General features: G+C 32.5%; 17 protein-coding genes and 2 tRNA genes. 6 read left to right on the top strand and 13 right to left on the bottom strand.

Annotated features, from left to right (window positions below):
• Nucleotides 1-11: 11 nt before the first annotated feature.
• Entirely contained in the window at nt 12-809 is a 798-nt protein-coding gene (locus tag ACWNT5_RS01525; RefSeq protein WP_299895061.1) for a DUF2797 domain-containing protein, read from the top strand.
• On the opposite strand, the gene ACWNT5_RS01520 is transcribed toward ACWNT5_RS01525, so the two are convergent.
• The 10 genes from ACWNT5_RS01520 to ACWNT5_RS01475 all read right to left on the bottom strand — a co-directional run bounded on the left by ACWNT5_RS01520 (nt 802) and on the right by ACWNT5_RS01475 (nt 13,014).
• The gene (locus ACWNT5_RS01520) at nt 802-2,256 is read right to left on the bottom strand and encodes a pyridoxal phosphate-dependent decarboxylase family protein (protein WP_456516411.1); all 1,455 of its coding nucleotides are present in this window, start codon (nt 2,254-2,256) and stop codon (nt 802-804) included. The genes ACWNT5_RS01525 and ACWNT5_RS01520 overlap by 8 nt on opposite strands.
• A gap of 95 nt (nt 2,257-2,351) precedes the next feature.
• Nucleotides 2,352-2,984, bottom strand: a complete 633-nt coding sequence (locus ACWNT5_RS01515; RefSeq protein ID WP_456516410.1) for a LysE family transporter — start codon at nt 2,982-2,984, stop codon at nt 2,352-2,354.
• Nucleotides 2,985-3,083: 99 nt separating this feature from the next.
• A complete protein-coding gene (locus ACWNT5_RS01510; RefSeq protein WP_299603391.1) occupies nt 3,084-3,530 on the bottom strand; it encodes a hypothetical protein in 447 nt (148 codons plus the stop codon).
• An 80-nt stretch (nt 3,531-3,610) separates the two neighbouring features.
• A complete protein-coding gene (locus ACWNT5_RS01505) occupies nt 3,611-4,885 on the bottom strand; it encodes a hypothetical protein (protein ID WP_456516409.1) in 1,275 nt (424 codons plus the stop codon).
• Nucleotides 4,886-5,338: 453 nt separating this feature from the next.
• The gene (locus ACWNT5_RS01500; protein WP_299603387.1) at nt 5,339-5,782 is read right to left on the bottom strand and encodes a hypothetical protein; all 444 of its coding nucleotides are present in this window, start codon (nt 5,780-5,782) and stop codon (nt 5,339-5,341) included.
• A gap of 27 nt (nt 5,783-5,809) precedes the next feature.
• Entirely contained in the window at nt 5,810-7,066 is a 1,257-nt protein-coding gene (locus ACWNT5_RS01495; protein ID WP_456516408.1) for a hypothetical protein, read from the bottom strand.
• 375 nt (nt 7,067-7,441) lie between these two features.
• On the bottom strand, nt 7,442-7,879 hold the full coding sequence (locus ACWNT5_RS01490) for a hypothetical protein (protein ID WP_299603383.1): 438 nt from the start codon (nt 7,877-7,879) through the stop codon (nt 7,442-7,444).
• Nucleotides 7,880-7,917: 38 nt separating this feature from the next.
• A complete protein-coding gene (locus tag ACWNT5_RS01485) occupies nt 7,918-9,186 on the bottom strand; it encodes a hypothetical protein (protein WP_456516407.1) in 1,269 nt (422 codons plus the stop codon).
• 394 nt (nt 9,187-9,580) lie between these two features.
• Entirely contained in the window at nt 9,581-12,211 is a 2,631-nt protein-coding gene (locus ACWNT5_RS01480; protein ID WP_456516406.1) for an AsmA family protein, read from the bottom strand.
• A gap of 77 nt (nt 12,212-12,288) precedes the next feature.
• Entirely contained in the window at nt 12,289-13,014 is a 726-nt protein-coding gene (locus ACWNT5_RS01475) for a queuosine precursor transporter (RefSeq protein WP_299603376.1), read from the bottom strand.
• A 110-nt stretch (nt 13,015-13,124) separates the two neighbouring features.
• On the opposite strand from ACWNT5_RS01475, the gene folK reads away from it, so the two are divergent.
• The gene (gene folK / locus ACWNT5_RS01470; RefSeq protein ID WP_456516405.1) at nt 13,125-14,255 is read left to right on the top strand and encodes a 2-amino-4-hydroxy-6-hydroxymethyldihydropteridine diphosphokinase; all 1,131 of its coding nucleotides are present in this window, start codon (nt 13,125-13,127) and stop codon (nt 14,253-14,255) included.
• Here the strand turns inward: folK and ACWNT5_RS01465 are convergent.
• From ACWNT5_RS01465 to ACWNT5_RS01455, 3 genes are all read right to left on the bottom strand, one after another.
• Entirely contained in the window at nt 14,252-15,571 is a 1,320-nt protein-coding gene (locus tag ACWNT5_RS01465) for a dipeptidase (RefSeq protein WP_456516404.1), read from the bottom strand. The genes folK and ACWNT5_RS01465 overlap by 4 nt on opposite strands.
• Before the next feature lie 78 nt (nt 15,572-15,649).
• Nucleotides 15,650-16,210 carry a hypothetical protein gene (locus tag ACWNT5_RS01460; protein WP_456516403.1) on the bottom strand — a complete coding sequence of 187 codons (561 nt, stop codon included), beginning with the start codon at nt 16,208-16,210 and terminating at the stop codon, nt 15,650-15,652.
• 85 nt (nt 16,211-16,295) lie between these two features.
• Nucleotides 16,296-16,832 (bottom strand): TrmH family RNA methyltransferase, encoded by a 537-nt coding sequence (locus ACWNT5_RS01455; RefSeq protein ID WP_299895085.1) that lies wholly within the window; start codon nt 16,830-16,832, stop codon nt 16,296-16,298.
• Nucleotides 16,833-17,026: 194 nt separating this feature from the next.
• On the opposite strand from ACWNT5_RS01455, the gene mutS reads away from it, so the two are divergent.
• From mutS to ACWNT5_RS01435, 4 genes are all read left to right on the top strand, one after another.
• Nucleotides 17,027-19,618, top strand: a complete 2,592-nt coding sequence (gene mutS / locus ACWNT5_RS01450) for a DNA mismatch repair protein MutS (RefSeq protein WP_299604659.1) — start codon at nt 17,027-17,029, stop codon at nt 19,616-19,618.
• Nucleotides 19,619-19,847: 229 nt separating this feature from the next.
• Nucleotides 19,848-19,919 (top strand) — tRNA-Gly (locus tag ACWNT5_RS01445).
• Between the two features lie 19 nt (nt 19,920-19,938).
• A tRNA-Leu gene (locus ACWNT5_RS01440) sits at nt 19,939-20,022 on the top strand.
• A gap of 317 nt (nt 20,023-20,339) precedes the next feature.
• Complete coding sequence (locus ACWNT5_RS01435; protein WP_456516402.1) at nt 20,340-21,527, top strand: endo-1,4-beta-xylanase; 1,188 nt, start codon at nt 20,340-20,342, stop codon at nt 21,525-21,527.
• Nucleotides 21,528-21,540 lie beyond the last annotated feature (13 nt).

Below are 21,540 nucleotides of genomic sequence, written 5' to 3'. Positions count from 1 at the left end.
CTAAACTTTTCATGCAATATCAAGGAGTTTTGACAAAGATGCAAACCGAGATTGGCGATCCAATACAGTATTATTTAGTGTTTGATTCTGATTTTATTCATGTGAATCAGTTGTTAGGTAAAACATTAAAAATAAGTTTTGTTGGATATCAGTGTTTAGCATGTGGTAAAAACAAAAAAATATACAGACAAGGATATTGTTATGATGATTTTTACAATCAGCCACAGGTAGGTGATTGGGTAATGCGTCCAGAATTGAGCAAAGCGCACCTGGGAGTAGAGGATAGAGATCTCGAATTTGAAAAGAAAGTTCAGTTGCAGCCGCATATTGTGTATTTGGCTAATTCTAGTAATGTAAAAGTAGGAGTGACCAGAAAATCGCAAGTACCAACCAGATGGATTGATCAAGGAGCACATGAAGCTATAGAAATTGTAGAAGTGCCAAATAGGTATCTAGCAGGAATTACAGAGGTTGCGCTAAAAGAGCATGTAGCTGATAAAACCAATTGGAGAAAAATGCTTAAAAATGAGATTGAAGATGAGAATTTGGTAACCTATAGAGATCAATTAAAAGCATATATTCCTGATGAGGTAAAAGATTATTTTATTGAAAATAATACGGAAACTGAACTAAGCTTTCCTGTATTGGAATATCCAACGAAATTAAAGAGCTTAAATTTAGAAAAAACACCAGAATACACTGGTGTTCTTAAAGGTATCAAAGGTCAGTATTTAATCTTTGAAGATAGTACGGTTTTTAATGTTAGAAATAATGAAGGTTATGTGGTTCAATTAACAATGCTTAATTAGTAAATTCTTTTGCTAATAATTCTTCTCCATATACTTCACATTGTGTAATTGTTTCTTTTATATGATCTAAAGTAGTTCTAGGGTTTATAAGACACATTCTTAATACTACTTGACCAACTAAAACCGTGGTCACTAATAATGCTTCTCTGGAATGCATTATTTTTTCAGAAATTTTTTGATTGATTAGATCAATTTCTTTTTCTGATAAGTCTCTGTTAATGGGATTGAATCTAAAATTTATAATGGCTAGCGTTGCGGGAGAAACAACTTCCCAGGTAGAACTTTTTCGCAATATAGCTTCTGTTTGTTCAGCAAGCTCTATGTTATATTGGATTGCTTTTTTAAAAGCGTTAAGACCAAAAGTTTTTAGAGACATATAAAATTTTAAGGCTCTAAAGCGTCGAGTTAGCTGAATTCCATGATCATAGAAGTTAATTTCTGATTGATTTCCTTCTACATCTCTTAGATATTCTGGTTGTTCTCTAAAAGTTCCGCTTAACCAATTATGATTTTTAACAAGTAAACAACCCATTTCATACGGCTGGAAAAACCATTTGTGAGGGTCAACCGTCAACGAGTCTGCTTTTTCAATGCCTTTGAGTAATTTTTTACCATTATTTGCAAGAATTGCAGCGCCACCATAAGCGCCATCAATATGAAACCACAGTTTCTCCTCTTTACAGATTTTTGCAATTTCGTTTAATGGATCTACAGTACCTGTATTGGTGGTTCCTGCCGAGGCTATAATACAAAAAGGATCTAGTCCCTGAAGACGATCTTTTGCAATGGCATTTTTTAATTTGTTAAGTGATATTTTAAATTCTAAGTCAGTGGGAATAATTCTAATTTGACTTTTCTTAAAACCAATTACTTTAATTGCTTTAATGTTAGAAGAGTGGGCTTGGTCAGATAAATAAATAACTGCCTTAGAGAAATCATCTCCGCATTTAATTCTTCTTGCAGTAACTAATGCAGTTAAATTAGCCATGGATCCTCCGCTGGTAAAGATGCCTCCACCTCTTTTCTTTCCAAAACCAAAAATTTCTAATAACCAGTTCATTGTTAATATTTCTAATTCTGCTGCACCTGGAGAAGCGGCCCATCCTCCAGAAAAAATATTAAAACCTGTAGCTATCGTATCTGCCATAGCACTGATATAATTGCTAGGCCCTGGGACAAATGAGAAGGATTTAGGATGTGTTACAATGGTGCTTTGAGGAATTACTTGATCCATTACAAAATTCAATACATCATGTGCATTGGTTGGGCTGCTAGGAATGTCTTCTGTAAGTAGTTCATCCATTTCTTCTCTGGAAGCAATGGCAACTGGTTTTTTGGAATCTTGAGTTTCAAAATGTGAAACAATATGGTCTATAATAGCATAACCATACTTTTTCATGTCTTCTTTAGATAACTGTAACTTTGCGTTCAGATCCTGTTCGTTCATAAGTGTCTTTTATAGAAATCTGATGCAAATGTATAGGGTTTTTAATGATTTGTATTAGTAAAATTCGGTAGAAAAAGAGTAATTACTATAGGATATTAGATGATGAGCAGTTTTATTCCTTGAACAAGCGAAATGCAGATTAATGCAATACCGATAATACGGAATATTTTAGTTTTTGAATCTCCCGGTTTATTCGCCATTCGATTTCCCCATTTACTATATAAATAAAGAGTGCTAATTTTTCCCATGTATATTCCAATAAAGAATAAAAATAAAGCTGCCAAAGATGTTTGAAGAGAAAGTTCAAAGAAATGTTTGTTGATTAAAGAAATAGCGACAATCCAATAGAGTACAACGGGAGGGTTTAAGAAAGCTAATGAAAATCCAGTAAGAAACTTAGATGTGCCAAATTGTATTCTTTTTGATTTTCTTTGATGATTTGAACTTTTCTTATACAATAAAAAGTAAACGCCTACAATTGAAAATGCTATAATGGTTATTATCTGTATCCACTGATTGTTTTCGAAAAAACCTGTAAGTTCCATGCTACAATGCAATGCAAAAAATGCCAATAAAACTTCACCTATTCCTGCGGCTAAAGCTATTCGAAAAGCTTTTTGAGTATCTTCCTTGATGGTAGTGTTGATAACAGCGATATTGACTGCTCCAAGTGGTAGTGCTCCAATGGTAGAAATTAAAATTCCGAGAATGAGATAAAATGTGATCATATCCCATTAGTAGAGATTTTTAAAATTCCCTTACAGCGTTGTCTGTTAATTTGTGTGAGAAAAAGAGTGTCAATTCTTAGTAAAAGAGATGGAGAAAATCTAAAAGCTTCTAGTAACTCCTATTCTCATCTTTTTAATAATGTCTTCAAAGTAAAGAATAGTTAAAATGATCTTTTCGGTATCTGCATAGGGAACCAGTTCTTCTATAGATGTTTGAAAAACGTTGACAGCTTCTTCTGCGGTTTCTGTACTTTTTTTAAGTGATTTTATATGACCAGAATCTTCTTTGATCCCTAAATCCGCTAATCTAACATCCGGTTCGTTCGTTAAAGATAAAAAAGGAAGAACGGTTACGATTTCTTTTATTCTATCTTGATACAGCTTAATAAGCTCTCCTTTTTTTAGATTTTCAAGATCGCTTATGGTGTGAAATTTTGTGATTTGATGTTTTTTCTGAAAAAAAATGGCTTCATCTTTTTTCTGGCCATGTGTGTTTTGGATGAATAGAAAAAAGATGAAACCTATTAAAATATTTGATTTAAGCATAATGTAAATGATCGTATTTATTCAAGTATCAGATTTGGGGCGCTGATTAGGGTACAAAAAAGGTATAAATGGTATGTGATTTATTGCATTACCATATAATTGTTCATAGCTTTTTTTAATTGGAATTTTGGTGCGGTTTTACTATTTGGATCTTCAAATAACTTGTCAACGCTTACGAAGTCTTTAGTAAATCTATTGTATTTCAAAATATTTAATACACCAGTGTTTGGTTTATAGCTTACTTCTACACCTTCTCCGTGGATATTAAAGAAGCTATTGTCCATTTTGAAAGCTCTTTCTAATACAGCTAAGGAAGTATATGATTCATCAAACTTTACTACGTTTGAAAATCCTGATATTTTAGAGTTGTGTAAATATACTAATGCTGAATTTGTTGCTGATATCGCAGAAGCTGTATGGATATAGTTCGAATTATCAGAAAGATTCACAAATGTCGAATTGGTAATAGCTACATCAGATACCGCATTTGGCTTAAGAAAGCCTTGGTCTTTGTTATAACCATCAATCTCTATTGCATAAGATCCTTTAGGACTATTTATATATGGATGTCTAATTGCCATTAGATGATCTAAATCTCCCTTAAAACCTTCAGAAATTTGGAAGTCGTCATCTTCTGCTTTGTAAGAAAGTACATTGGTGATATTATTTTGCCCTCCAGCAAAACTGAAAGAATCCTGACCAGAGTAGCTTACCATAATGTGATCAACTATAGATGCTTGCCCTAAACCATAAAGGGATAAGCCATTATTATTTTCTGATCCCGTTGATTTGTTTCCTGGGAACTCTATTCTAACATATTTTAAAACTGTAGTTTGCTCTTCATGTTTATTTCCACCATACACAGCATATTGTGGGTTGATTTTACCTTGGATTACTGAATTTCCAGAAACAGAATTAACTTTACCAGATCCAGCAATAATAATACCACCCCAGTCTCCACTAGCTCTAGACTTGGAAGCTTTATTGGATGTAAACACAATCGGGTAAGCCTCAGAGCCTACTGCTATAAGTTTTGATCCCTTCGTAATAATAAGTTTACCAGGATTTTCGTGATCTCCTCTTATGACTGTTCCTTCTTGTATACTCAAAATAGCGTTCGCAGTAACATAGACATCACCAGATAAAAGGTATACAGAACTATTACTTAAGTGTGTGTCTACTGTAATGATATTAGGTATTATTTCGTCTGCTTCTGGGTATTCTGTAGAATTTGGTGTAAAGTTAGCCCAACCTTTAATCCATTTACCATCATTGGTATTAAAATCTTGAGCTGTGGTATTAAAAAATAAGAAAGAACATAAAATAGATGTAATTAAAGCGCATCTTAGTTTCATAAAAGTTTTATTTTGGGGTTATCGATTTAGAAGAAAATTCTTTCTTCTTTATTAGCGATACTAAATTAAAACACTTTTTGAAAAGTTGGTTACGTGTTTACCGTAATATTTGTACGTTCATCGTTATTTTTATGTATTTTATGAAAATATTAGGAGTAATTTTCTTACTTTTTTGAATAAAAATAGTTGATAATCAGGTTTTTATGATTTGTTTGTTTTTTTGGGATAAAAATTTGAAGAAACAAGTTTTTTGAAAAATTATTTTTTGTATTAATTTTTATTTTTTCAAATAAACAATTGATTATCATTAATTTAACAGTGTTTATGAAATTTGTATAAAAATTGATTTTTTTGGGGAATTTTGAAATGATTTATGGTTTGTAGGACAATAAAAAATCTTACACAAATATTATTTGTCGATTATTTTGTGGTTTTTGTCGATGTTTTTTACGGTTAAATATTTCCGTCTTTTCCTAATCGCATTTTTTTGATCATTTCTTCGAAGTATAAAATAGACCAAATGATTTTGTCTGTATCTGAATAAGGAACTAATTCTTTGATGGTGTTAGTAGTATATTCAAATGCTCTATCAGCTATTTCGTTATTTTTCTCTACGACTTTTAAATTATCAGAATCTTCTTTTATTCCTATGTCGCTTAAACTTGTTCCTGGTCTGTTTGATAATGATAAGTAGGGTAGTACTACAAATATTTCTCTGGTACGTTCTAAATATAATTCTATTAATTCTCCTTTATTTAGGTCTTGTAACTCATCGATTGTATGGAATCTAGTAATTAGCTTGCTGTTGTCGAATAAAACTCCTTTTCTTTTTACTTGGGCGTTTAGAGAGCTTATTAATACTAGAAATACTGTTATTGTTAGGATTGCTTTTTTCATTTTTGTTAGTTTTAAATGTCTTTAGTGTTATTGAACTACCATATAATTGTTTAATGAGTTTTTTAGCGAAAAATCAGGGTTTGTTTTGTCTAAGGGAGCACTAAAAATCTCCTCTGGCTGCTTAAATGATTTGGTAAATCTGTTGTATTTCAATAAGTTAAAAGTGCTATTTTTAATATCATTATGTGTGATTACGCCCTCTTTGTGTACGTTAAAAAAACTGTTATCTAATTTGAAAGCAGTTTCTATCATGCCAAGCGTAGAAAATGTTTTATCTAATTGTACAACGTCTGAAAAACCTGAGATACTTGAGTTGTTTATGTATAATTCGCCAAGATTGTTTATAGATATTGCTGCTCTGGTGTGTGTGTAATTGCTTTCATCTACAAGGCTAATTAGAGTTGCTCCTGTTATGTCTATGCTAGACAATATTTTAGTATTATCAAAACCTATTTTTTTATTGTATCCATCTACCTCTATTGCATAAGAACCATTATTACTAGTTATGTACGGATGTTTAACAGCGACTATATTAATAAGTTCTCCTCGATATCCTTGGGTAAAGTCAAAATCGTCATCATTCGCTTTGTAAGAGATTAGGTTTTTGGAAGTTGAAGATCCACCATGCCATTCGAAAGAGTCATCTGAAGAATAACTAACCATTATGTTTTCAACTACAGATGAGTTGCCTAAGGCATATAATGATAGCCCATTGGTGGATTTGCCAGCATATTCTATTCTTATGTAACGTAAAACTGTTGTTTCTTCATCAATATTATTTCCTCCAAAAATAGTGTATAAGGGATTGAATTTCCCTTTTATGATTCCTTCTCCTTCAATTGTATTTGCTTTTCCAGAGCCGATGATTGTAATTCCACCCCAATCTCCACTTTTTCTGGAGTTGCTCGATTTATTAGAAGTAAATACTATAGGAGCTGATTTTGTTCCATCTGCTATTAGTTTAGATCCTCTAGTAATAATAAGGTTAGTAGTTTGATCTGTATCTGCTTTAATTAAAGTTCCTTCCTGAATTGTTAAAGTGGCATCATTGGTTACATAAACATTTCCGGAAATAAAATAAATAATATCACTTCTTAAATAAGTGTCTCTATCTATAATATTAGGTAGTTGTTCTTCGTAATCAGCATAATTAGTTTTATTAGGAGAAAAATTAGTCCAATCTTTCATCCATTTTACATTATTTGTATTGAAATTATTTTGAGTAAATCCGGAAACCGAAATTGCAATAAATAAAAATAAACTTAGTAAATCTCTTGTTTTCATAACGCTATCTTTTAAGTTCTACTTTCATTAAACTGTTAGTGATGATTTGTTTTTTATAAATCGTACTTTATAAATAAGTGATATCGTTTAGTTCGGATTTATAAGAGAAAGATTACAAGAAAAATGATTTATTAACACTTTTTAGGATATTTTCTAACGTAAGAAAATCAATTTTTGTTGTTGTTTTTCAGAAGGTTATGGTTTTGGAATACCTTGTTTAAAGGGAGGTGATAAGATTGTGAGAATTTAGAACTGGTATGAAATATTTTAAGTTTTAGCTTTTAGAAGTAAGGCTAGTGTTTGTTGGAAAATATATAGTATAAATCAAAAAAAAACAGCCTTTTTAGGCTGCTTTTATAAATAATCCTTGTTTTTTTAAAAATTCCCATTGACTCCAATTCGAATTTTTTTAATCATTTCTTCGTAATAAAGTATAGACCATATTATTTTTTCAGTATCAGCGTACGGAATAAATTCTGTAATAAGATTACTGGTACTTTCAAAAGCTTCTGTTGTAGTTTCATGATGCTTTTTTAAAAGCTTAAGATTATCAGAGTTTTCTTTGATTCCAATATCAGATAAACTTACGTTTGCTTCGTTGGATAATGCGATATAAGGCAATACAGTTATAACTTCGTTAACTCTTTCTATATAAAGCTTTACGAGTTCTCCCTTTTTCAGTCCTTCTAACTGATCAATAGTATGAAACTTTTTTATGAGTGTTCTTTGGTCAAATAAAATATTGCTTTTGGTTTGAGCAAAACTTACGGCAGTTATAAATAAGGTGAAAAATAGGATGGTAATCGATTTCATTATAAGAGTATTAGTTTAATTATGGTAAATTTAAAAATTTACTGCATAACTGTATAACTATCACGGGATTGTTTTAAAGTAAATTTAGGATTTTTTTTGTCCAAAGGATTTTCGAAAAGGTCCGCTGCACTTTTAAACTGAGTCGTGAACATATTATATTTTAATAGTTTTTGAACATCTGTTGTTCCTGCTAGACGTGAAACAACATTCTGATCATGAACATTAAAGATGCTATTTTCTAAAGAGAAAGATTGTTGCAGGTTGCTATAAGATGTATAAGAATTATCAAATTTTACAACATTAGCAAAACCCGATATTCTCGAGTCTGAAAAATTTAGTTGTGCTAAATTTTTAGAAGAAATAGCGGCCGATGTATGCTGGTAATTACTATTGTCTGATAGATTAATAAGTGTTGCTTCTTTTATTCTTACGGAAGATAACTGTTTAGCAGTTAGCCCAGATTTTTTGTCATATCCGTCAATTTCAATTGCGTAAGAACCGCTTATATCCGAAATATATGGATGTCTTATGGCAACAATGTTATACAATTCACCTCTGTATCCCAAAGTAAAATCATAATCATCATCTTTAGCTTTATAAGAAACTAAATTATTTATATCTAGTGTTCCTCCAAAGAATTCAAATGAATCGTCAGCAGAATGACTGATCATAATGTTATTTAAAATTGATTTTTTTCCTACAGCGTATAACGAAAGACCATTTAGCTCTTTAGATTGGTTGATTTTTTTTCCTGCGTATTCAATTCTAATATAGGTCATGATCGCAGTCATTTCATCATCATCATTACCACCATATAATGAGTATTGCGGTAAAAAGTTTCCTTCTATTACTCCTGATGGCGCTGGAGAGTTTATAGTAGCTGAACCAGAGATTACAATTCCGCCCCAATCACCACTTTTTCTAGCTTTAGGCGATTTGTCGGAAGTGAAAACGATTGGCTGTCCTTTTAAACCTCTAGCGATTAACCTGGATCCACTAGTGATTACCAAACTTGTTGGAGTTTCTGTATCACATCGTAAAATGGTTCCTTCCTCTATGGTTAATGTGGCGCCATTGATTACATAAACATTTCCAGAAAGAAGATAGGTGAATTTATTAGACAGATAAGTGTCTTCATCAATAATATTAGGAACATCACGATCGGCTTCAGGATATGCTTCGTGATTAGGGTCAAAATTTGTCCATCCTTTCATCCAGCTCATCGAACTATCATTCATCGCGTTTTGAGAATATGATAATGATGAAATAAATAAAAGAAATACAATGGGGAAAATTGCTAGTTTCATAATTTATACTTGGGGATTATTTTTAATGTAAAATTATAACTATAAGCATAAGTTAGTCAAAATGTAACTTTACTAAATAGTTAATCTAAGTGTTAAAAAATTATTGTTTAGTTTACAATGAATTGACTAAAAAAATAAATTGTAACAGTGACGGGTGTTATTTGTGAAGTTCTAATAAGACGTTTTTTTAAAAGGTTTATAAATGAGTTATCCCAACTATAACCTTTACTTTTTTTTGTATATCCCAGTACTAAAGTACTAAGAAATAAACGTAAAAAAAATTAATTATTGTATAAGCTACCATCTGCAATTAATTTTTAAACAAAACGAAATACAGTAATGTCTTGATTAAGAAAATAATAAAAAACCTTAACAACTATTAATTATTATAGATCTAGTTTTTAGTGCCTGTTGTGTCTTTTTTCTTTTTTTTGCCTAAAAAACCTCCTAAAATATCTTTCGCAGCATCTTTTAATTTGTCTTCAGGTTTATCTGATGTAGTAGAGGTGGTAGAATCTTTTTTCTTAGAACCACCGAGCAAATCTGTAAGTACTTTAGAGCCTTCTCCTATAATTTTGTCTTTGGCTTTGTCTTTTTGTTTGTCTATAATCTGTTGGGTAAGTTGTTTTACTGCTTGACCTGTATTAAGACTGATTTTTGGATTAGAAAAGTTTCCTGATATTCCAACCGGAAGTGCTACCTTCATTTCATTAGTTTCTTGAGCGCTTAATTGTGAGATCAGTCCACCAACTTCATTACCAAGGTATTTTGCAGGTACATCTAAAGATACATTGTAATCCATATTCATGTCAAAACTATGACTTCCTCCAGCTGTAATTTTAATGCCTTCGATATCAAAATCGAAAGGTTTTACGTTTATTTTACCGTCGTCAAAGTTTAAAGATGTCTTGATATCCTTTAGATTTAGTTTGTTGAGGTCTAAAAAGTTTAATTGGTTATCTAAATTAGATAATAACGGTGTTTGCGAAGTATTTACTTTCGCATTTAGAATTTCTGCTAACGCATTTCCTTTTAAAGAATTCAATACTGGTGTAAGATCGTCATTAAGATTTCCATTAAGTTTTATTTGGGTGGTTAATGCTCCGGTGAGAGCTTTGGCAATAGGTGCTAATCCCTGCAATAGCTCAAGGCTAGCAAAAGATTTAGCGATATTGATTTTACTTAAATCCAGGTTCATTCCAAAATTAGGAGTGTCTGTTTTAGTAGAAACTTGTCCATTAAACGCAAGGCCTCCATCAAAGAGATTGGATGTTACATTCTGTAAATAGGCTGTCTCGTCATTTATTTTTACACTTCCTTTGGTGTTTTTTAATTCAAGATTGTCATATAGTACCTTCTTCGCGTCAAAATTTAAAGTTGCATCTATGAATGAAGGTATTTTCAGGGCGTCATTAGTGGAATTTTCAGTGGTCTCTTGTTCTGTTGTTTCTGATTCCGCAACCATAAAATCATTTACTGCGAATATCTCCGAACTAACATCGAAATTTCCCTTCAGGTCTTGCTTTGAAAATAAAAACCCCATTAAATTTTGTATCGTACCTGCTGCAGCTAGATCAGATTTGCCAGTAGTAACATTCATTTTTTCTAATGTAATTTTTCCTGGTTGAAAGTTGACATTAGCGTTTTCTATTTTTATTTTACTAGGTAATTCAGCTGAAGCATAGGTGAATTTATCTAAACTTATAGTTCCAGAACTTTTAACATTTTGATATTGCTCTTTTTCTAAAGACTCCATATCAAAATTGGTATTTACATTTGCCTTCAATATTCCGTTTAGTTGTTGTTCTAGCTCCATTGGATACGCCTTGTCTAGGTTAGCAAGGTTTAGCGTTCCCTTTACAGCCATATCCACAATCATATTGGAAGTTATTTTTTTTAGACTACCATTAGCAGCAAAAGTATCTTGGTCAATTCTCAAAGTAAGATTGTTTATATTAACATACGTGTCATCAGCTAAACCAGTGTCATTTTTTATTTGAGTATCAATAGTGATATTTTGAACACTTTTTGGTAGATCTGGATATTTGAAAGATGCATTGTTGGAAGCAATTTTAATATCCATTTTAGGGATGTAAGTATCATCGGATTTTCCTTTGATCATTCCATTGATTGAAAACTCTCCTGTCGTTTGTACGCCATCTAAGTTCTTTGCATATGCTTCAGGAATAACAGCAAGAAAGTTTTTAAAATCTGATGTAGGAGTGCTGAAACTAATATCAACATCTGTATACTTTTCAAAAAGTTGCACAAACCCTTTGAACTCAAGAGGTAGCTGATTTACCAAAGCCTTATTCTCTTTAAATGCATATCGCTGGTTTTCCAGATCCAGTTCCAGTGCTGCTTCTAATTGTAAGGCGTTTTTGTTTAAATAATTCGTGTCATCTAAGCTAAAAGATACTTTAGAACTTGATTTAGTGTCTAAGATAATCTTGTCTCCTGACAGAGATCCATCACCGCTATGATTAACATTCGTCATGCGTAAGGCAATTTTACTTACATCATTTTGATATAAAAGCTTACTGTTGTTAATCTCATAATGATCTAGTTCAAATGTAAATGAACTACTTTCTTCTTCTTGCGCGGATTCTTCTTTTCCTGAAGATTTTACAATATCGAAGTTCGAATTTTCTAAAGAATCTGTTTTAACGGCAATATTAGCTTCGTCTATAATAAATTTTTGTACACTTATTGGATCCGATGCGCCTTTGAATAATTCTTTGATCGACATATCCAAAGATATTTTTTTAGCATACGCAAGCGTATCTCCTTCGAAAGGGGCGAAGTTGATGATAGAAAGTTCTTCAATAATTACAGAAGCTTTAGGGAAACTTCTGATTAAGCTAATGTCAACATCCGCAAAATCAACTTTGGCGTTAACATGTTCATTGGCTAAATAGCGGATCTTATCTTTAATGGTACCTCCGAATAATAAAGGAACTGATATGAGTGCTATTACTAGGACCAGTATAATAATGCCGAATATTTTAAGGATCTTTTTTACCATTATTCTTGCTTTTTATGTAAAGTAACGATTTAACCGTGTATTATGTTGCGGCTCTTGAGTTAACTATTTGTTAGATTTTAATATTCCAAGTTTAATTCCTCACCTGGTTTCAACTGAAATCTTTTTCGAAGACCAAATACGGTTAGGTATAAAAACGGAGTGTCTATAGTAGCTACGATGACCTTAAATAAGAAGCCACTCATAACAAAAGGGATAAAATTATCCCAAGAAAATATTTCATTAAGGCACAGCAAAGAGATAATAGTAACACTATCTATAAGTTGAGAAAGAAAAGTGGAAAAATTATTTCTTATCCAAAGATGTTTTCCTTTGGTCATTCGCTTCCAGAAATGAAAAATCCTTATGTCTATGTATTGAGCAAATAGATATGCGGTCATAGATGCAAATACAGAGATCAAACTTTTACCAAAAACTAAATTAAAAGTATCGTTATCTACCTGAATATTTGGGTCGGTTCCAGGATCAATGTAAGCATCTACAGAGGCAGCGCCATAAATTATCAAAAGAGAAAAAACGGATGCAAAAATTCCAGCTGTAACCATGAGATTGGCTTTTTTCTTCCCATAGATCTCACTCACAATATCCGTGATAAGAAAGGTTAATGGATATGGTATAAGACCAACACTTATAGTGAAGGTGTAGATTCCGAAAAAATCCCATTGAAAAAATTTCTGAAAGATGAGATTACAAACAACTAATGAGGATATAAATAACGCTCCAAGAATAAGGTAAATTCGGTAGGCTGTTGCTTTGTCTTTTGGATTTAAAGAAGTTGAATTCAAAATAAAAAATAGTTCATAATACTTCGCACAAAAATAAGGTGAAGTGGTTTTGTTTTCCTTAATTTGCTCTTAAAAATACGGAGTTCCGATTAGATTATAAAAAACCCAGCTTGAAAACACAGCATCGCATACATATTTCTTTAGGAAGTAATATAGGTAATAAGTTAGATCACCTTCAGAAAGCAGTGAATGCTATTTATCACGAACTAGGAGATGTAGTTAAAATATCCAGCGTATATCAAACACCAGCATGGGGTTTTAGCAGTGATGACTTTTATAATGCTTGTGTTCTTCTAAAAACCTTTTATAGTACTACGCAGGTTTTAGAGAAGCTTCTCCAAATAGAGACCTCATTGGGTAGAAATAGAAGTAATTCGGAAGGGTATGAGGCAAGGATTATTGATTTGGATATTATTTTTTCTTCAGAAGGAACAAGTGATACGCAAAGATTACGAGTTCCACATCCTTCTATGCAAGATCGTAAGTTTGTTTTAAAACCGCTCGAAGAGATTGCAAAAGAAGAAATCCATCCTGTTATGAACCTAACAGTAGGTGAGTTGTTGGAGAACACTCCCGATGAATCCGCTGTCGTATTAGTAGAAGGCCAAATTGTAAATCCAAAAGAAGAGTATTTGCTGTCTAATGTTCAGTATCTCACTATTGAAGGGAATATTGGCGCTGGAAAAACAAGCCTAGCTCATTTGATTTCCGAAGAGTTTAATGCAAAATTAGTTTTAGAACGTTTTGCTGATAATCCATTTTTGCCAAAATTCTATGAGGATATGGAGCGTTATGCTTTTCCTTTGGAAATGTCTTTTTTAGCTGATAGATATCAACGTCTTCAGGATGATATTGGTCAATTAGATTTGTTTAAGGATTTTGTTGTGAGTGACTATGATGTGTTTAAGTCTTTGATTTTTGCTCAGGTCACATTGCAGGAAGATGAGTATACATTGTACAAAAAGGTTTTTGATATCATGTACAGAGATTTGCCAAAACCCGGACTGTATGTTTATTTGTATCAAAATACTGAACGTCTTTTAGAAAACATTAAAAAAAGAGGAAGGGATTATGAACAAAAAATTCCAGCAGAGTACTTAAATAAGATCAACCAGGGATATTTGCGGTTTATTAAAGCTCAGCCAGATTTAAATGTTAGGATCATAGATATTTCTGAAAAAGATTTTATTAAAAACCGATCAGATTATATTTGGGTATTGAAATCAATTTTGCAACATTAACTTTTCTGAAGGTCAAATGCTACCTTTTGAACTTCATCCAATACGCGCAAAAGATTGCCACTCCATAATTTTTCTATTTGCTCTTCGGTATACCCTCTTTTCACTAATTCTAGGGTTACATTAAAGGTTTCGGAGGCATCGCTCCAACCTTCAATTCCACCGCCACCATCAAAATCTGAACTGATACCCACATGATCAATTCCTATTTTTTCTACCATATAATCAATATGGTTTACAAAATCCTCTACATTCACCGCAGGTGGTAAGTCTTTCATTTTTTTAACTTTTGCTCGTCGGATTGCTGCCATTTTACCCAAAAAATCATAGTACGTTTCTTTTTCTTCGGTACTTAGTTTCATTACTTCTTCTCGTTCCAACCAGGTAACACCCATAGAATCTGCTATTTGTTTTCCTATCTCAACTTCTTTTACAACTCTCTTTTCAAACTTTTCTGTGTTTAAATAAGAAGTAAAAGCTACTGTTTGTACCACACCACCATTATCTTTTAGCCACTGCAATTGTTCATCGTCTAGATTTCTGCTATGATCACACAAAGCTCTTGCTGAAGAGTGAGAAGCGATAATTGGGGCTTTAGAAAGTTCAATCATTTGGCGCATCGACTCTTTTGATGGGTGAGACACATCGATCATCATTCCCCATTTATTCATTTCTTTGATTACTTCTTTTCCTAAGTCGCTAAGTCCATTATGTAACCAAATATCATCTGCTTCTCCTGTATTAGAATCACAAAGTTGGCTATGACCATTATGAGATAATGACATATACCGAGCACCAAGATCATAGAATTTTTTTACATTACTGATATCATTTCCGATAGGATACCCGTTTTCGATACCGATCATAGCAACTTTTTTACCAGATTTATGAATGTTACGAACTTCAGAAGAATTTTTGGCTAATGCTATCTGATCCGGAGCAATCGTATCTACTAAACGATGTATAGCGTCAAATTTCGACATAGCAATTTCATGGGCTTTTTTAAACCCACTAGCACTTAGTGAATCTTGACCCGTATATACGATAAACCAAGCTACATCTAAACCTCCCTTTTCCATTTTGGGTAAAGTTATTTGAGAATTAAGATCCTGTGTGTAATTAATAGAGTCAGTAAAATTTTTAATATTAATATCACAGTGGGTGTCCAATGTAATTACATTTTTGTGAATCTCCTTTGCTTTGGTAATTATTTGGTCTGCAGTCATAGGTTCCTCATTCTTGGATTCTAATTTAGTTGCCTTTTCATTGCAACTCAGTATAGCTAGAAATAGAACAAGTGCGATCGTGATATTTTTCATTTTGCAATGGTTATATAGCGTTAGTTAGCATTAAACTTACAAAACAAAATCGGGAATATCTTTTTAATGACAGGTTATTTATAAGTTTAAAGTAGCCGATATTTCTTTGTCAAATTGTAATCCATCAGTGGTTTCAATAGAAAAGGTGAAGTTATATTCCTGATTTTCGAATTGAGATTTTTCTAAAAACTCGTTTAAAAAATCTACATAAAGAGTCGTTAAATAAAGATCAATGTTATTCGCTATTTCAGTTATTTCGATTAAATTAGAATTGGCGTGGATTATGTTACCATCATATATGAAATCTTTGTCGAGACTTATTTTAAGACTTTCTAAATTTAATTCATTTATATAGGAGGTATTATCACAATATGTATGAAAAGCATAAGCAGAAGGAATGAGGTTAACATTAATATTACTCGACGCGATATTGTTTATGTCGAACCTTGCGATTAAGGTAAACTCTCCTGTTAATACAACTTCAGAATCTGGAGTAGATGTTGTATTAAGCTCAAATAATTCTATACTTCTAATATTTTGAATTTGATATTTTTGTTCAGGGCAGCAACTATAACCGATTACTGATACTAATGAGAATACTACATATAATTTTATTGTAGTGATAATTTTCTTTTTCATAGTCCCCTTTTTTATTTTCAATTAATAGATGAATACTATGAAAAATGGTTGCGTAAGCTGTTGACAAAGATTGAAAGATAGAATCTCAGACTACCTTATTAAACAAATCCCATATAACTATTCCGGCACTAACAGATATATTTAAAGAATGCTTAGTGCCATGCTGAGGTATTTCGATAACAGTATCGCTTAGGCTTACAATATCTTGTTGTACTCCTTTTACTTCATTACCAAATATGATTGCATATGTTTTATTTGGTTCGGGATTAAATTCATTAAGCATTACTGCATTTTCTGCTTGCTCGATAGATAATATTTGTATCTGTTGCTGTTGTAGTTCTTGGACAAGTTCCAAGGTGTTTTCCTTGTATTCCCAATCTACGGTATCAGTAGCACCCAAAGCAGTTTTTTGAATATCTTTATGTGGAGGAGTGGCTGTGATCCCACACAGATATATTTTTTCAATTAGAAAAGCATCCGCAGTTCTGAAAACAGATCCAATGTTATTAAGACTTCTGATATTATCTAAAATAATAATAAGAGGTGTTTTCTTTGCTTCTTTAAACTCTGTGACCGTTTTACGGTCTAATTCGCTATTTTTTAGTTTTCGATTTTTTTCCATTGCAGCAAAAATAGGATTAATTAAGAATTTCCTTAGATGTACCTTTTAGGGAAATATGATTGTGAATAAAAATGAATAACTCCTGTAGGCTTCTTTTCAAAAAAAAATGGAGATTACCTACTTTAGCCGTTACACAAAATCATATCCCTTTGGCAGCAAAAAAAGCAAAGAAAGAAAAAAAAGTAACTCCTTTAATGAAGCAGTATAATGCAATTAAGGCGAAATATCCTGATGCGTTATTACTATTTAGAGTAGGTGATTTTTATGAAACATTTGGAGGCGATGCTATAAAAACAGCGGCAATATTGAATATTGTATTGACAAAAAGAGGAAATGGCAGTGAACATGAAACAGCACTGGCAGGATTTCCTCATCATTCTTTGAATACATATTTGCCTAAACTTGTAAAAGCAGGAGAAAGGGTAGCGATTTGTGATCAATTAGAGGATCCAAAACAAACCAAAACTATAGTAAAAAGAGGAGTTACAGAACTTGTTACACCAGGTGTGGCTCTAAATGATGAGGTGTTGCAAAGTAAAACCAATAACTTTTTGTGTGCTTTGCACTACGGAAAGAAAGAATTGGGAATTGCTTTTTTAGATGTCTCCACTGGAGAATTTTTAACGGCGCAAGGTGATATTGCACAAATGGATAAATTACTACGTAATTTTAACCCAAGTGAAGTTTTAATTCCGAAACCCAAAAAACAATCTTTTCAAGGTGATTTTGGAAGCGATTTCCATACTTTTTTTCTTGAAGATTGGGTGTTTAAGACAGATTATGCCAATGAAACCTTACAAACACATTTTGGAACGACATCTCTTAAAGGGTTTGGTGTAGATCATTTACAAGAAGGAGTTATTGCAGCAGGTGTGATTCTTCATTATCTAGGCGAAACACAACATCATAAACTACAACATATAACTTCTATTCAGAGAATTGCAGAGGATGAATATATCTGGATGGATCGCTTTACAATTCGTAATTTAGAATTATACAGCCCTAATGCCGTTAATGCGGTTACCCTTATCGATGTGATTGATAAGACTATTTCTCCAATGGGTGGACGAACCTTAAAAAGATGGTTAGCATTGCCACTTAAGAATATTGCAAACATTCATAAACGTCATGAAGTTGTTCAGTATTTTTTGGATAATGGAGATTTACTTCAGAAAATTCAGCATCAGATTAAGCAAATTGGAGATATAGAACGCTTAATTTCTAAAGTTGCTACGGGTAAAGTAAATCCAAGAGAAATAATCCAATTAAAAAATTCATTGGAGGCTATTGTTCCAATAAAAGCGCAGGCGACTAATAGTAAGAACGATGCTTTAAAAGTTATTGGTGATACGCTGCATGATTGCGAATTGCTAAGAAACAAGATCAAAGAAACTCTGAATGAAGAGGCTCCTGTAAATATATTAAAAGGGAATACCATAGCAGATGGTTATTTAGATGAATTAGATGAACTTAGATCCATTGCTTTTTCCGGAAAGGATTATTTAGATAAAATGTTAGAAAGAGAAACCGAGGCTACAGGTATTACCTCTCTTAAAATTGCATCTAATAACGTTTTTGGGTATTATATAGAAGTACGAAACACACATAAAGATAAGGTTCCAGAGAATTGGATTCGAAAACAGACATTGGTTAGTGCAGAACGATATATCACTGAAGAATTAAAGGAATATGAAGCTAAAATTCTAGGTGCTGAAGAAAAAATTCTATTGTTAGAGCAACAGTTGTTTGGTGACTTAATCGTATGGATGAATGAATACATAAAACCGGTACAATTAAATGCCAGTTTGATAGGGCAATTAGATTGTTTGTGTTCTTATGCACAATTAGCAAATGAAAATTCTTACACTCGTCCAATAATTGATGATTCGCATGTTCTTGAGATTAAAAATGGTCGTCATCCTGTAATAGAAAAGCAATTACCACCAGGAGAACAGTATATCGCTAATGATGTTTCTTTAAATAGAGAAGATCAGCAAATGATTATGATTACAGGCCCTAATATGAGTGGTAAATCTGCTATTTTAAGACAGACTGCATTGATTGTTTTGTTAGCTCAAATGGGAAGTTTTGTTCCAGCAGATGAAGCTAAAATTGGAGTGGTGGATAAGATATTTACTAGAGTGGGAGCTAGTGATAATATTTCTATGGGAGAGTCTACGTTTATGGTAGAAATGAATGAGACAGCAAATATTCTGAATAATATATCAGATAGAAGTTTGGTGTTGTTAGACGAAATTGGACGTGGGACTAGTACGTACGATGGTATTTCTATTGCTTGGGCCATTAGCGAATTTCTTCATGAGCATCCTGCAAAACCTAAAACATTGTTTGCAACACATTATCACGAGTTGAATGAAATGTGTGATACGTTCCATCGAATTAAAAATTATAATGTTGCGGTGAAGGAGTTAAAAGATAATGTTCTTTTTCTTAGAAAACTGGTTCCAGGTGGGAGTGAACATAGTTTTGGAATCCATGTAGCAAAAATGGCAGGAATGCCACAGCAGGTATTACACAGGGCAAATAAAATGCTTAAAAAACTCGAAAAATCTCACAGCAGCGAAGAACTTACTGATAAAATAAAAGGGATTCAGGAAGAAGATGAATTGCAATTGAGTTTTTTCAATTTAGATGATCCATTATTAGAAGAAATTAAAGAGGAAATCGTAAATATTGATATAGATACCCTTACTCCAGTAGAAGCTTTGATGAAATTGAATGAGATTAAACGTATGTTAACCAGGAAGAAAGCTTCTCAGGTTTAGTGAGACTTTGTTTTGGAAAATGAGGGGACAACTTTTTCAAAACAGCTAGTGGAATAAATCCAATTGAAAAACGGGAACTGATTATCGGAAGAAAGATTTGATCTTATTGTGTTGAAGTATTGTTAGTTAAAATAAAATTTTATTCTTTTTTTAAAAAAGGCTTTGGTATTATAAGAAATGTTTTAAATTTGCATCCGCAATAAGGAATTGCGAAGTTCTTATAAAAACTGCGAAAGTAGCTCAGGGGTAGAGCATCACCTTGCCAAGGTGAGGGTCGCGGGTTCAAATCCCGTCTTTCGCTCTGAGAAAACATATATCACGCTCGGGTGGTGGAATTGGTAGACACGTTGGACTTAAAATCCAATGAACATTAGTTCGTACGGGTTCAAGTCCCGTCCCGAGTACTTAAGAAAACCTCTTGATAATTTCAAGAGGTTTCTTTGTTTTTAGACGTTTCTTTTTATGTAATACTTTTACAACGTTTTCCTTCGAAAAGAGAATATGAAAAGCTTTTCATATTCATTAATTATCACATTTAGGAGTTTTTCTTTTAAAAAATTAGTCTTTTATTTCCATAAATAGGTAACCTCTATCAAATTTTACTAAAACTTTTAAGTAGATTTTCAGGCTTGATAAGCCGAGATACTTTGCTTATTTATCCTATGACATTATTTTGCCAATGTTAAATCTAACAGTTTTTAGAGGAATAATGATAAAAAGCATGAATAACAAAATATTTGAGAGATATATGTCTAGGAAAACTAAAATATTCCTATTGTCAGCTACCATGGTTTGGTTTTGCTCATGCAATGAAAAGAGACAAACGGGAATAGCAAAATCAGAAACTATAAGTGTCGAAAAAAATCAGGAAGTATCTTTAAAAGATACTTTCAAAGAAGACTTTTTGATAGGAGCTGCATTAAATACAAGTCAGATTAAAGAAATAAATACAAGAGCCTTAAAAGTAATACAAAGAGAGTTTAGTGCTATTACTCCAGAAAACGATATGAAATGGGAGCAAATTCATCCAGAACCAGATGCTTATTTCTTTGATGTTGCCGATGCTTACGTAGAGTTAGGTCAAAAAGCAGGTATGCATATTGTTGGTCATACTTTGGTTTGGCATAGTCAATTGGCTCCATGGGTGCATGAAGTAAAAGATAGCACGGATATGGCAAATTATATAGAAAAACATATCAATACCATCGTAAGTAGATATAGAGGAAAGATTCATTCTTGGGATGTTGTAAATGAAGCCTTGAATGAAGATGGGACTCCCAGAGAATCTATTTTTTACAATGTGATGGGAGGTGAAAATTATATTGAGCTAGCATTTCGGCTAGCGGCCAAAGCAGATCCAGATGCTAAACTGATTTATAACGATTATAATTTATGGAAACCAGAAAAAAGAAAAGGTGTAATACGTATTGTCCAAAACTTACAAAAGAAAGGTATAAAAATAGATGCTGTAGGCATGCAAGCTCATTGGAGTATAGAAGGTCCATCTATTAAGGATATAGAAGACAGTATTATTGCATATGCAGCACTAGGTGTTGAGGTTATGTTCACCGAATTAGATGTTACTGCACTACCAAATCCTTGGGAACTAAATGGAGCAGCTGTAGAACAAAGCTATGAACGTTATGAAGGAGATCCTAAGTTTAATCCCTATCCAAATGGATTAACATCAGGAGCCAAAGAAAAAATAAATAGCCGATATGAAGATATATTCAAACTCTTTCTAAAGCACAAAGAAAAAATAAGTCGAGTAACTTTTTGGGGAGTCAATGATGGACAGTCTTGGCTTAACAACTGGCCTATCAAAGGACGTACCAATTACCCTTTATTGTTTGATCGCGAGTTTCAACCAAAATCTTCTTACGAACGTGTAATTGCATTAAAGCAATAATCTTCTAAAGATT

This window comes from Aquimarina sp. 433, assembly GCF_054054605.1.
Note: the sequence above shows the minus strand (reverse complement) of the source record. Positions and strands in the feature narration are given on the sequence as shown.

Coding starts and splice junctions, on each gene's coding strand:
- ACWNT5_RS01465 (WP_456516404.1), bottom strand. CDS start 15,571: ATGAAAAATATCACGATCGCACTTGTTCTATTTCTAGCTATACTGAGT.
- ACWNT5_RS01435 (WP_456516402.1), top strand. CDS start 20,340: ATGAATAACAAAATATTTGAGAGATATATGTCTAGGAAAACTAAAATA.
- ACWNT5_RS01480 (WP_456516406.1), bottom strand. CDS start 12,211: ATGGTAAAAAAGATCCTTAAAATATTCGGCATTATTATACTGGTCCTA.
- ACWNT5_RS01505 (WP_456516409.1), bottom strand. CDS start 4,885: ATGAAACTAAGATGCGCTTTAATTACATCTATTTTATGTTCTTTCTTA.
- mutS (WP_299604659.1), top strand. CDS start 17,027: ATGAAGCAGTATAATGCAATTAAGGCGAAATATCCTGATGCGTTATTA.
- ACWNT5_RS01520 (WP_456516411.1), bottom strand. CDS start 2,256: ATGAACGAACAGGATCTGAACGCAAAGTTACAGTTATCTAAAGAAGAC.
- ACWNT5_RS01460 (WP_456516403.1), bottom strand. CDS start 16,210: ATGAAAAAGAAAATTATCACTACAATAAAATTATATGTAGTATTCTCA.
- ACWNT5_RS01510 (WP_299603391.1), bottom strand. CDS start 3,530: ATGCTTAAATCAAATATTTTAATAGGTTTCATCTTTTTTCTATTCATC.
- ACWNT5_RS01500 (WP_299603387.1), bottom strand. CDS start 5,782: ATGAAAAAAGCAATCCTAACAATAACAGTATTTCTAGTATTAATAAGC.
- ACWNT5_RS01490 (WP_299603383.1), bottom strand. CDS start 7,879: ATGAAATCGATTACCATCCTATTTTTCACCTTATTTATAACTGCCGTA.
- ACWNT5_RS01525 (WP_299895061.1), top strand. CDS start 12: ATGCAATATCAAGGAGTTTTGACAAAGATGCAAACCGAGATTGGCGAT.
- ACWNT5_RS01495 (WP_456516408.1), bottom strand. CDS start 7,066: ATGAAAACAAGAGATTTACTAAGTTTATTTTTATTTATTGCAATTTCG.
- ACWNT5_RS01515 (WP_456516410.1), bottom strand. CDS start 2,984: ATGATCACATTTTATCTCATTCTCGGAATTTTAATTTCTACCATTGGA.
- ACWNT5_RS01485 (WP_456516407.1), bottom strand. CDS start 9,186: ATGAAACTAGCAATTTTCCCCATTGTATTTCTTTTATTTATTTCATCA.
- ACWNT5_RS01455 (WP_299895085.1), bottom strand. CDS start 16,832: ATGGAAAAAAATCGAAAACTAAAAAATAGCGAATTAGACCGTAAAACG.